Here is an 11907-nt window from a genome sequence, read left to right on the forward strand (position 1 = left end):
TTTTCCCTCATTTATCCATTTTTACATAACTGCCAAGCCATTTGAGTTCATCTTTTCGTAGGCTAAAAAGCTCTTCTATCATCTCATCATTCCTGTGTCCTTCAAAATCTATATAAAATCCAAAACTAAAATCAGATTTTGTCTTGATAGGACGTGAGTCAATTTTTGTGAGACTGATACCTCTTTGGTTAAAATCTTTAAGCAGTTCAAGCAAGATGCCTGGTTTGTTAAAATCTTTGAGATTAGCAAAAACAGAAGTTTTGTCTTTCCCGCTGGGGTGATTGATAAAATCACTGATGATAACAAAACGGGTTTTATTCTTGTTGGAGTCTTCAATATTTTCAAACATAATAGGCAAATGATACAATTTTCCAGCAATTTTTGAGCAAATAGCAGCAGAATTTTTATCTTTAGCAGCAAATTGAGCAGCTTTTGCAGTAGAATCTACAGGAATTCTTTCAATATCTTGAAGTTGATGGGATTCTATGAATTGATTGCATTGTCCAAAAGCAATATCTTTGGAATAAATACGTTTGATATCTTTTAGGTATTCACAATTTGTAGCAAAGCTATGATGGATAGGTAGGATAATTTCAGCGATGATTTTGAGTTCTGAGCTGGCAAGCAAATCAATAGTGTCACCCACCATTCCATTGGTATTGTTTTCTAGCGGAATGACACCATATTTTGCTTGATTTAATTCAACAGCTTTAAAGACCGAAAATATATTTGTCATAGGAAGATATTCACTCATTGCACCAAATCTTTCTTCAGCAGCTTGGTGTGTATAGCTACCCAATGGTCCCAAATAAGCTACTTTTTCAGGTAATTCTAAATTCCTTGAAATAGCAAAAATTTCTTGATATATAGCTTCAATTGCTTTGATATTAAGATATTTCGACTCTTTTTTTGCTAGACGTGCAATGATCTCATTTTCTCTTTCAGGTCGATAAATACTTTGATTGGAATTGATTTTTTCTTTCCCAATCTCAGCTACAATACCTAAACGTTCATTTAAAAGATCAAAAATTTTATTATCAATGATATCAATTTTGTCGCGCTTTTGATTTAAATTCACCTTGTGCTCCTTGTAAGATTTTTAATTCATCTCTTATGAGGTCTTCAAAACTTTCGCGATGTTTTAAAATCCTATCCTTCCCTTCTTGAATTCCAATTTCGGCAGCTTTGGCTCTTGTGTTGTAGTTGCTTGACATGCTATATCCATAAGCCCCTGCATTTTCAAACACTATCAAATCACCACTTTTGAGTGGAGGGAGCATCACATTTTTTGCTAAATAATCCCCGCTTTCACATATTGGACCTACTACATTGGCTTCACTTATTTTGTCCTCATTGATTGGTTTTTGAGGATATGCTTTGATTTTGTGAATAGCTTGATAAAGCACAGGACGTATTAGATCATTCATTCCAGCATCAATGATAACAAAACGTTTATCTTTGGTGTATTTTTCATATAAAACTTTCGTGACCAAATACCCTCCATCCCCAGTGATGTATCTACCTGGCTCACAAATAATAGTCAAATCTAAGCCTTTTAATGCTGTTAAAATTGTTTGAGCATAATCATAAAGCTTGATGGTTTTTTCACCACAATAAGAAATCCCAATGCCTCCACCTACATCAAAAAATTTTAACTCAATTTTGAGTGCAAGTAATGATTTTGTGAGGTTTGCAATTTTTGTAGCTGCAGCTGCAATAGGAGCAATATCTGTTAATTGCGATCCTATGTGAAAATGAATGCCTATAGGTTCTAAAAATACTGAATTTTTTGCTTGGATATAGAGTTTGAGTGCAGTATCTTCATCAACACCAAATTTGTTTTCGTGTAAACCTGTGGAAATATAAGGGTGTGTTTTTGCATCAATGTTTGGATTCACTCGTATGGAAATTCTTGCTTTTTTGCTAGTTTGTTTTGCAATTTTTTCAATGTGTTCTAATTCTTGTGCGGACTCAACATTTAAAAATAAAATATCAGATTCTAAAGCCTCTTTGATTTCTTCATCACTCTTGCCTACACCGCTAAATATAATCTTGTATTTTGGAATACCAGCCAAAAGGGCACGTTTGACTTCGCCAATGGAAACACAATCTGCCCCGCTATCAAGTCTTGCTAAAGTGTTTATAATGCTTAGATTTGAATTGGCTTTGAGTGCATAACAAATAAGTGTTTTTCTGCCCGAAAAAGCTTTTTTGAAGTCTAAAAATCGATTTTTTATTTGATCTATGTTATATATATATAATGGTGTTTTATATTTTTTGGCGAGTCCTTTAAAATCCATTATCAATCCCTTTAGTAAGATTTAAACATAAAAAGTTTACAATTTTAACTAAATTTATATATATAAAAAATTTAAATCTAGATTATATTGATAAATATACATATAAAGAGAGAAACAATGAATCCAAACGCATTTTTTATTATTATTTCATTTGTAATTGTTTTAGGAATATTTTTTGTTGCTTTAGTGCTTCTTTTAAATAAAAAGAAACAAAAGTTTCAAACGGTTATTGAAGATATTGTCAGTTATGAAACCGTAATGTTGTTAATTAATTCTAAATATAGCACTCTTAAGGATTTGGAAAAAGCTACAAAGTTCTTTTTTGATAATTATCAAGACTGGCATTTGAGCAAAACGCAAAAAAAGAATTTTTTATTTTCTATTTGTGTTCATAAAAGTGTGAATTCAAAGATCATTATCAACATTCAAAATAAACTCACTGTTTTGAATCCACAATTAAAAGAGGAGTTTGAAAAGGTCGTCAAACAAGCAATTGATATTCGTTAGTTGTTTTTTGTTTTAGATTTTTTGAAAAAGAGTCATTAATTGATATTTGTATAAACGGCTTGTACATCATCATCATCTTCAATTTTATCTAAGAGTTTTTCTATTTCATTGAGTTGTTCTTCAGTCAGTGAAATAGGGTTATTGGGGATGCGTTTTAATAAGGCTTTATTGATAGGGATTTGAAGTTTTTCAAAACCTTCATTGAGTTTGCCGAAATCTGTATAGTTGCCATAAACAATAAATATTTCACCTTCTTGAGTCTCAATTTTTTCAATATCTTCTAAACCATAATCAATCAACGCTAATTCAAGTTCTTCTATATTTATACCTGCAGATTGTATGTTTTTTTTGTCAAATTCAAATACACTTTTTCTTGAAAACATAAATTCTAATGATCCATTTGGAACAATAGATGCTCCGGGTGTTTTATTAAAATAGCTTTTGATATTTGCTATGGTTCGAGTTGGATTATCAGTTGTGCATTCAATAAAAATCAATACTCCATTGCTCGCCTTTCCTTCATAGTTAATCTCTGAAAATATACCATCCTTTCCAGCAGCTCTTTTGATAGCTGCTTCAATATTGTCTTTTGGCATATTTTGTGATTTAGCATTAGAGATCGCAGTTCTTAACTTAGCATTCATTTCAGGATCTATGCCACCTTCTTTGGCAGCTACTGTGATAGTTTTTGCAAGTTTGGGAAAGATTTTACTCATTTTATCCCATCGTTTTTCTTTGGCGGCTCTGCGGTATTCAAATGCTCTTCCCATACGAACTCCTAGAATTTTGTTAAAATTATATCAAAGGCATACAAAAATTTTCAATGAATGCTTAGGTTTTTGTTATAATAATTTTATACAAAGATTTTGAGGAAAAATTATGCCTACTTTATTTAGTTGGTTTTTCTTGTCAGTAATATTTTTGATCCCATCTTATATGTTTGCTGAACAAAATTTGAGGATATTTGTAGGTGCTGATACTGCTGCGACAGATAGTATATTTGATTCTAAATTTTATCAAGACAAAAAACGTTATGGATATGAAGGTTATATTGGGACTAAAATAGGGATTGAATATTTTTTCACTAAAAAGAATGGTATACGTGCTTTTGCTGGTTTGGGATATGCTAATATCAAATTATTGAATGAAAAAAATGGTTTTGATCTTTTTTCAGGAGTTGGCACTAGGGTTGAGGTTGATTATTTATTTAATTATTATAGTGATGAAAAATTTGATTTTGGATTTTTTGTAGGTATGAATTATTTTAATGCTTTTTATAAAAGAAAATACGAAATAATTTTAACTAATCAGGTTTTGGCTATTTTAGGATTGAATATGACGATAAAATCTTATCATCGTATAGAATTTGGAATTGGTGTACCATTTTTTTTCAAAGGCAGGTATGATTCCCAAGAATACAATAATGTGCCAGTAAATAGAAAGTTGAATAATCTTTATTATGGTATTTCTTATGTTTATCTTTTTGATCTATGAGCTGGGTATGTTGCAATAGGATTATCTATTTAAGTAATTTTGCAACTTCTTTTGCATGGTAACTGATGATAATATCTGCTCCAGCCCTTTTGAAACCAAGCATTGTTTCAAGCATTACTTTTTCATAATCAATCACTCCGGCTTTTTGGGCTGCTTTAAGCATTGAATATTCTCCACTAACATTATAAACAGCTAATGGCAAAAGTGTCCTTTCTCTAATGTCTCTAACAATATCAAGATAAGCCAATGTAGGTTTGACCATTAAAATATCAGCTCCCTCAGCTTCATCATTAAGGCTTTCTAAAATTGCTTCTCTTCGATTGGATGGGTCTTCTTGATAGCTTTTTCTATCTCCAAAGTTTGGTGCGGATTGTGCGGCTTCTCTGAAAGGACCATAATAAGCACTACAAAACTTTGTTGAATAGCTCATGATAGGGATATGACTAAAACCGGCTTTGTCTAGTTGGGTGCGGATATGTAACACCATTCCATCCATCATTGTGCTAGGAGCAATAATATCTGCACCACTATTAGAGAGGATGATAGCTTGTTGTGCTAGGATTTCAAGTGTGGCATCATTGTCAACTGTTTGTAGCTTCATATCAAGAATACCACAATGTCCATGATCAGTATATTCACAAAAACATAAATCTGCTGTTATGATGATTTGGGGATATTTTTTTTTAATAGCATAAATTGTTTTAGCAACAATGCCTTCATCGCTGAGGGCTTCACTACCACAAGAATCTTTATGAGATGGGATTCCAAATAATAAGATATGATAAATACCCAAATTTTGCAATTCTTTACATTCTTTGATGATCTCATCACAACTCATTTGATAAACACCGGGCATTGAAGAGATTTCTGATTTAATATTATTGCCTTCTACAACAAAAAGAGGATAAATAAAATCTTTAATATCCAATCTTGTTTCTTTGACCAATTCCCTTAAATTTTCTTTTAATCGTAATCTTCGTAATCTTCTAAACATCATCTTCTCCTTTTAGTATTCTATGCCCACAGTTCTAAGTTTATCGCGTAAATAACGCATTTGGATATTTTTGTCAAAACACCATTTTGGGGCTAATAGAGTTTCATCATGTGCCCCTGCACTTACTCTTTGGATGACAATATCAGTAGGGATGATTTGGAGTGATTTGACAATAAGGTCTGCATATTCATTGAGTTCAATGGGTGTATAGTTCCCACTTTTGTAGAGTTTAGCCAAATGGGTATCTTCAACAACATAAAGTGGATGGATTTTTAATCCATCAATACCCCATTTTAGGATGGTTTGAAGTGAGTGGATCATCATTTGATGTGTTTCATTTGGGAGTCCATAGATAAGATGAGCACATAATTTTATGCCTCTTTGTCTAGTTTTTTTGAATAATTCTTCCATTCCTGCGGTAGAATGCCCCCTATTGGTTGCTTTTAATGTCTCGTCATGAACAGATTGTATCCCGTATTCTAGCCAAATTTCTTTACCTTCTTTTACATAATCTGCGAGCAAATCAAGCACTTTATCTTCAACGCAATCTACTCTTGTTCCAATACTCATCCCTATGACATTAGGTAATGATAAGGCTACTTTATAGAGTTGTTGCAGAGTGTCAAAAGGTGCATAAGTATTAGTATAAGATTGAAAATATACCATATATTTTCTGATTTCAAATTTTTCTTTATGAAATTGAGAGTGCCAGTTGAATTGTTCTTTGAGTTGAGCGATTTGTTTATCTAAAATAGGATTTTGAGTGATTTTAAAGTTCATTTGTATAGGCATTGTGCTGGAAGAGATTTTGACAATGCTAGGCGAAAAACTTTCATTCCTACAATAGATGCAGCCTCCTTTTGCTACATTCCCATCAATATTGGGACAGGTGAAACCTTCAAGTGAAATGGGGATTTTTCTGACTCTCTGACCAAATTTTGATTTGAAATATCTTCCAATGGTGAGTATTTTTTTCACTGCCTATCCTTCCAGTTCATCAATATATTTACCATCAAAACAAGCTTGGCAAAATTTTTCTTTGAGATCAGATTGGATGGATTTTTTTAATCCTTCAAGGGATAAAAATTCAAGCGAATCAGCCCCTATAAAATCCCTCACTTCTTCTAAAGAATGATTGGCACAAATAAGTTCAGATTTATCTGGTGTATCCACTCCATAAAAACAAGGCGAAATAGTTGGGGGCGAAGAGATGAATAAATGTATTTTTTTAACTCCTGCTTGCCGTAAAATTTTGATGATTTGTTTGCTAGTGGTTCCTCTGACTATAGAATCATCAATAATAATAATATCCTTATCTGCAATGAGTTCAGAAATAGGGTTTAGCTTTAGTCTTACTTTGAGTTCCCTTGTTGATTGGGTTGGCTCAATAAAAGTTCTACCAACATAATGATTTCGTATGATGCCCAATTCAAAAGGAATACCACTTTCTGCAGAATATCCAATAGCAGCAGCGACTCCACTATCAGGAACCGGTATGACCATATTTGCATTGATTTTATGTTCTTTGGCAAGTTGGATGCCCATTTGTTTGCGGATTTGGTAAACATTTTTTCCAAATATTTTACTGTCAGGACGTGCAAAATAAACATATTCAAAAATACAAGGATAAGGATTTTGAGGGAATATTTTTATGGATTTTAATGTTGGTTGTTTAGAATTCAGTCCTTCAAATACTATCATTTCTCCGGGTTCTATATCTCTAATATATTCGGCATTAATGAGATCAAAAGCACAAGTTTCACTTGCAACAATATAACCAAAACTCCCATCAGGATTGATTATTTTACCTAAACTTAAGGGTCGTAGTCCGTGTTTATCCCTTACAGCAAACATTTTTGTTCGAGATAAAAATACAAAAGCATAGGCTCCTTTGATTTGATTAAGTCCATCAATGATTCTGTTTTCAAGATTGTTTTTATTGCTTTTAGCAATCAGATGGATTAGATTTTCTGTATCAAGGTGACTTTGGAATATTGCCCCTTCTTGGATGAGGGATTGACGGAGCTTTTTTGTGTTTGTAAGGTTTCCATTGTGTACGATAGCGATTTCTCCAAGTGCATATTTTGCAAAAATTGGTTGGCAGTCATTGATGGAGTCCTCTCCTGCAGTTGAGTAACGATTGTGTCCTATGCTTGAATTTCCCTCAAGTTTTGATAAAATATTTTTATTAAAAACATCAGAAACTAAGCCATTTTTTTTATAGGTGAAAATCTTTTTGCCATTTGATGTGCTGATACCACTTGCTTCTTGTCCTCTATGTTGCATTGAAAATAATGAATAATAACTTAATATAGAGGCATTATGAACACTATAAATACCGACAACTGCACATTTTTCATTCCAGTCTTCCATTCAGATATTGTTCCTTTGAATGAAGTATTCTTTTAATATTGTAACCAATAAAAGCATAATATTTCTTTTTTATTGTGTGAGGGTATTTTTTGGCACAATGCAATAATTTTCAACAACACATCCAGAAATGATAAAATAATTGATGTTGTCCTTGTATTCATAAGTAATGTTAAAACCTTGTGCATCAAGAGTATTTTTTATGATATACATTCCAAGACCAAATCCTGCAGATCCTACTTTTGTAGAATCTTTAAAATAAGGCTTGAAATATTCTTTAAAATCCATTTTTAAAGGATCGCCTTTGTTAGCTATGATGAGACTATACTTATCTGTATTGATAGTCACTTGATTGTCATAACTGTATTTAATAGCATTATCTAAAAGATTCTTCACAGACATCGCAAAAAGTTCAAAATCTGCTTTGATTAAGTCATTTGGAGACAAAAGGATGATTGGATCTGTACCCATTTTATCTATCAATAACATTTTTTTAATATATTCAATCAGTTCATCTACTAAAAATTCTCTTTTATTGAGTTTATAGCTTTTAGAAGAGAGTTGTTCAATTTTAGCAAATTGATTGATGAGTTCATTTAGACGTTCAAATGCAGAAATAAGTCGTTCTTTTTGTAAAGAATTTTTGACCATTTCAGCAGTGATGCGACCTTTTGTAATAGGTGTTTTTAGCTCATGCATAATTGATCTCAGGAATAAAGTTCTAGATTCATTGAGTGCAGCGATTTTTTTGATCGCATTGTCAAATTCATTTGCTAATTCTCCGATTTCATCTTGTTGATCTGTTTTGCAGGTGATATTGAGTTTTCCATTTGAAAAATAGCGGATTTGTTGTCTTAGGCTTTTGAGTGGCAATAAACTTTTTATCACAAGTGCAAAGAGGAATATCAATAATAAAATACCTGCAAATGTAATGAGATAATAATTTTGATAAGAAGTTTTAAACGTATCTTTATAAAGAGTTGCTTTATCTTGAGTTTCAAGAAGAATAAAGATTTCATTATTGAGTTTTATGGTTTTAGCGAATATTCCATTGATACCAATAGGAATTTTTTTATAATCCAATAAGGCTTGTTTGATATTAGGTTCGGAAGTGATTTCAAAACCAAGATCTTTAAGGTATTTTTCTATAGTCTTGATATTGCCATTGTAAGTGATGATTTGGTTTATAGTGGCTGTGAATTGTCTGTATTTAAACTCAGATTTTTTTATTTCTCTATCCATTTCAGATTTAATAAAATAAAAAGAAAATGCAAAAAAACTAAATAAGGCAAACAAAAATAATGTTGTAATTTTGAAAAATATTGAGGTTTTCATCTTAATTAAGATTCTAGCTTGTAGCCCACCCCTCTGACTGAAATGATATATTTAGGCTTTTTTGGATCTTCTTCAATTTTGGCTCGTAATCTACCTATAATAACATCTATACTTTTGTTTGAGCTTTCCGGATTGATAGATTCAGATTCAATAGCAATTGCTTCTCTTGAAAATACATGACCTTTTTTACTGATAAGGAGCGTAAGGATTTCATATTCTGCACGAGTAAGTTCTAGTTTTTTGTCTTTGAAGTAAACTTCACGACTATCTTTATCTATTCTGAAAATGGAACTTTTGTCTTTCTCCTCATTTTTTCCACCTTTTTTATTGTATCTTCTCAAAAGGGATTGGATTCTAGCTAAGAGTTCTTTAGGGTCATAAGGTTTTGGTATATAGTCATCAGCACCATATTCAAGAGCTTTTATTTTATCATTTAGATCACTCCTAGCAGAAGAGATTATAATAGGAATATTTTTTTGTTTTGCAACTCTTTTGCAGACTTCAAGTCCATCTAAATTTGGCAATGTAAGATCAAGGAGCAAAAGATCGTAGTGTTGTGTAGCTACTGCACTCATTCCTGTATAAGGTTCATCATAATTTGTAACATTAATATCATGTTGTTTGAGGTATTCACTCAGGATTTCTGCAAGTTCTATATCATCTTCTATCATTAATACTTCTAGCATTTATCTTACCTTGAATATGAGGATTGTTTGTTTATATTTTTTGGATTGAATCATACTATAAAATTCATTAAATAATATATTTTAAAATTCAAAATACGCAAAAAGATAATCACACATCCTGGCTAATTACCCAATTTTTCATCAATGATATATAATTGGTATTGTAGATAATTGATAACTAAATCAAGCTTTGTTGGCAAGTCTTTTATTTGAGGAGATTGCAAACCTTCAAAAAGTACAAGTGTTTTCTCTCTCAAATCAGATAAAAATTCTAATTCATTTTTAGAAGATATTATTGTATTTTTTGCTTCTGATATTTCTGAATCATTTGAAATTTGACTATCCCCCATTTCTGTAAGTGCTTCAAGAATAACATCTTTTAGTTCCATTTCATTAACCACCTTTCAAATACTTTTAATTCTTTTTGATTTGAAGCTTCTATAAAAAAATCTTTTGCTTTTATATTCAGACCCTTAAAACTTTTTGTTTTTTTGTTAAGACGTTTATAGCCCTGTTGTGCTTGTTGATTTGTTGGGTCGAATTTAAGGATATCTTTATAAATTTGCAATGCTTCATCTTTTAGACCTTGTAATTCATAAATACTTGCGAGCGTAATTGTTTTACTGGCATTCATTATATTTCCTCTTTAAGATATTTTACTATTAAATCTCCCATTTGTGAAGTATTACAAATATTTTTAGCATCAAATAAAGCTATGTCTTTAGTGCGATAACCTTTTTTGAGTACTTTTACTATAGCTTGATGGATATTTTCTGCTGCTTGATTTTCTTTGAAGCTATATTTTAACATCATAGCCGCACTCAATATCGCGGCAATAGGATTTGCAATCCCCATTCCTGCAATGTCAGGAGCAGATCCATGTATAGGTTCATAAAGTGATACTTTTCCTCCAATGCTTGCAGATGGAAGTAGACCAATAGAACCAGTAAGCATGGCAGCTTCGTCACTTAATATATCTCCAAAAAGATTTTCAGTCAAAATAACATCAAATTGCTTTGGATCTTTTATGAGCTGCATACTTGCATTGTCAACATATTGATGGGTGAGTTCGACTTCAGGGTATTGTTTTGAAACTTGGGTTACAACTTCACGCCAAAGCTGGCTAACTTCTAAAACATTTGCTTTATCTACTGAACACACTTTTTTTCTTCGAGTGCTTGCTAAATCAAAAGCAAGTTTTGCTATTCTTGTTATTTCTTCTTTTGTATAAATCATTGTATTGTAAGCACGATCTGAATCTTTTCCTTTGGGTTGTCCAAAATAAATCCCACCTATGAGTTCACGAACAACTATCAAATCTGTGTTTGTTATAATCTCTGCTTTGAGTGTGCTAGCTTTTGTTAATTCTTCAAATACCATTGCAGGACGTATATTACCAAATACTTCTAAGGCTTTTCTTAGACGTAAAAGACCACTTTCAGGTCGCATTTCTCTTGGAAGATTATCCCATTTATTCCCTCCGATTGCTCCAAATAAAATAGCATTGACTTCTAGACAACCATTAATAGTTTCTTCAGGCAAAGGATTTTTGTATAGGTCATAAGCACATCCACCCATTAGATATTCTTTGTATTCAATGTTGAAACCTTCAAGCTCACTCACTTTATTCAATACTTTAATAGCTTCATTGATAACTTCAGGTCCAATACCATCACCTTTGATAAGGGCTATTTTGTATGTTTTCATCACAAATCCTTTATTTGTTTTTGTGCATACGGTATTAATCCACCACAATTAAGTAATTCAAGCATAAAAGGAGGGATTTTAGCATATTGATATTGTTTATTCTTGGTATGATTGATGATTTTATTTTTTTCAAGACAAATTTCAAGCTGATCCCCTTCTTCAATCGTAACAATCTCATTTTGAGGTACTTCTAGTATTAATAGACCTGTATTGAACGCATTTCGATAAAAAATTCTAGCAAAGGATGGTGCAAGAACTGCACTTATGCCAGCTTCTTTGAGTGCCAATGGTGCATGTTCTCTGCTGCTACCACATCCAAAATTTTCATCTGCGACAATAAAATCACCTTTTGAAATAATATTTGAAAATCCACCCCTTGAGTCTTCCATAATATGTGTTGCTAATTCTTTAATATCGCTTGTGTTGAGGTATCGTGCAGCGATAATGATATCTGTGTCAATATTTTTACCAAATTTCCAAGCCTTTCCTATTCTATTTTGCATCATCACTCCCT

At 32.0% G+C, this 11907-nt stretch carries 14 protein-coding genes; 2 read left to right on the top strand and 12 right to left on the bottom strand.

The annotated features are described in order from the left end of the window. Positions 1–7 precede the first annotated feature (7 nt). Positions 8–1078: a prephenate dehydratase gene (gene pheA / locus BKH44_RS04080; RefSeq protein WP_095270314.1), complete on the bottom strand. Its 1071-nt coding sequence runs from the start codon at positions 1076–1078 to the stop codon at positions 8–10. Beyond that, positions 1047–2300, bottom strand: a complete 1254-nt coding sequence (lysA, locus tag BKH44_RS04085) for a diaminopimelate decarboxylase (protein ID WP_095270316.1) — start codon at positions 2298–2300, stop codon at positions 1047–1049. Before lysA ends, pheA begins: the two co-directional genes overlap by 32 nt. Positions 2301–2417: 117 nt before the next feature. Here lysA and BKH44_RS04090 point away from each other — a divergent pair, with 117 nt between their 5' ends. After that, positions 2418–2807: a hypothetical protein gene (locus BKH44_RS04090; RefSeq protein WP_095270318.1), complete on the top strand. Its 390-nt coding sequence runs from the start codon at positions 2418–2420 to the stop codon at positions 2805–2807. A gap of 35 nt (positions 2808–2842) precedes the next feature. Here BKH44_RS04090 and BKH44_RS04095 read toward each other — a convergent pair whose 3' ends face one another. Continuing rightward, positions 2843–3577 carry a YebC/PmpR family DNA-binding transcriptional regulator gene (locus BKH44_RS04095; protein WP_095270320.1) on the bottom strand — a complete coding sequence of 245 codons (735 nt, stop codon included), beginning with the start codon at positions 3575–3577 and terminating at the stop codon, positions 2843–2845. Between the two features lie 109 nt (positions 3578–3686). On the opposite strand from BKH44_RS04095, the gene BKH44_RS04100 reads away from it, so the two are divergent. After that, positions 3687–4301, top strand: a complete 615-nt coding sequence (locus BKH44_RS04100; protein ID WP_095270322.1) for an outer membrane beta-barrel protein — start codon at positions 3687–3689, stop codon at positions 4299–4301. 25 nt (positions 4302–4326) lie between these two features. On the opposite strand, the gene hemB is transcribed toward BKH44_RS04100, so the two are convergent. From hemB to BKH44_RS04145, 9 genes are all read right to left on the bottom strand, one after another. Continuing rightward, complete coding sequence (gene hemB / locus BKH44_RS04105; protein ID WP_095270324.1) at positions 4327–5295, bottom strand: porphobilinogen synthase; 969 nt, start codon at positions 5293–5295, stop codon at positions 4327–4329. 12 nt (positions 5296–5307) lie between these two features. Further along, positions 5308–6273 (bottom strand): TIGR01212 family radical SAM protein, encoded by a 966-nt coding sequence (locus BKH44_RS04110; protein WP_095270326.1) that lies wholly within the window; start codon positions 6271–6273, stop codon positions 5308–5310. 3 nt (positions 6274–6276) lie between these two features. Then, positions 6277–7668: an amidophosphoribosyltransferase gene (gene purF / locus BKH44_RS04115; RefSeq protein WP_095270328.1), complete on the bottom strand. Its 1392-nt coding sequence runs from the start codon at positions 7666–7668 to the stop codon at positions 6277–6279. Positions 7669–7737: 69 nt separating this feature from the next. Then, complete coding sequence (locus BKH44_RS04120) at positions 7738–9000, bottom strand: ArsS family sensor histidine kinase (RefSeq protein ID WP_095270330.1); 1263 nt, start codon at positions 8998–9000, stop codon at positions 7738–7740. Positions 9001–9005: 5 nt separating this feature from the next. Beyond that, positions 9006–9686: a response regulator transcription factor gene (locus tag BKH44_RS04125; RefSeq protein WP_095270332.1), complete on the bottom strand. Its 681-nt coding sequence runs from the start codon at positions 9684–9686 to the stop codon at positions 9006–9008. A gap of 122 nt (positions 9687–9808) precedes the next feature. Then, on the bottom strand, positions 9809–10075 hold the full coding sequence (locus tag BKH44_RS04130; protein ID WP_095270334.1) for a hypothetical protein: 267 nt from the start codon (positions 10073–10075) through the stop codon (positions 9809–9811). Continuing rightward, the gene (locus tag BKH44_RS04135; RefSeq protein WP_095270336.1) at positions 10066–10320 is read right to left on the bottom strand and encodes a hypothetical protein; all 255 of its coding nucleotides are present in this window, start codon (positions 10318–10320) and stop codon (positions 10066–10068) included. Before BKH44_RS04135 ends, BKH44_RS04130 begins: the two co-directional genes overlap by 10 nt. Further along, positions 10320–11393 (bottom strand): 3-isopropylmalate dehydrogenase, encoded by a 1074-nt coding sequence (gene leuB / locus BKH44_RS04140; RefSeq protein ID WP_095270338.1) that lies wholly within the window; start codon positions 11391–11393, stop codon positions 10320–10322. Before leuB ends, BKH44_RS04135 begins: the two co-directional genes overlap by 1 nt. After that, positions 11393–11896, bottom strand: coding sequence for a 3-isopropylmalate dehydratase small subunit (locus BKH44_RS04145; RefSeq protein WP_095270340.1), 504 nt, complete (start codon positions 11894–11896; stop codon positions 11393–11395). Before BKH44_RS04145 ends, leuB begins: the two co-directional genes overlap by 1 nt. Between the last annotated feature and the right edge of the window lie 11 nt (positions 11897–11907).

It is taken from the genome of Helicobacter sp. 13S00477-4, assembly GCF_002272785.1.
Taxonomy (GTDB): domain Bacteria; phylum Campylobacterota; class Campylobacteria; order Campylobacterales; family Helicobacteraceae; genus Helicobacter_J.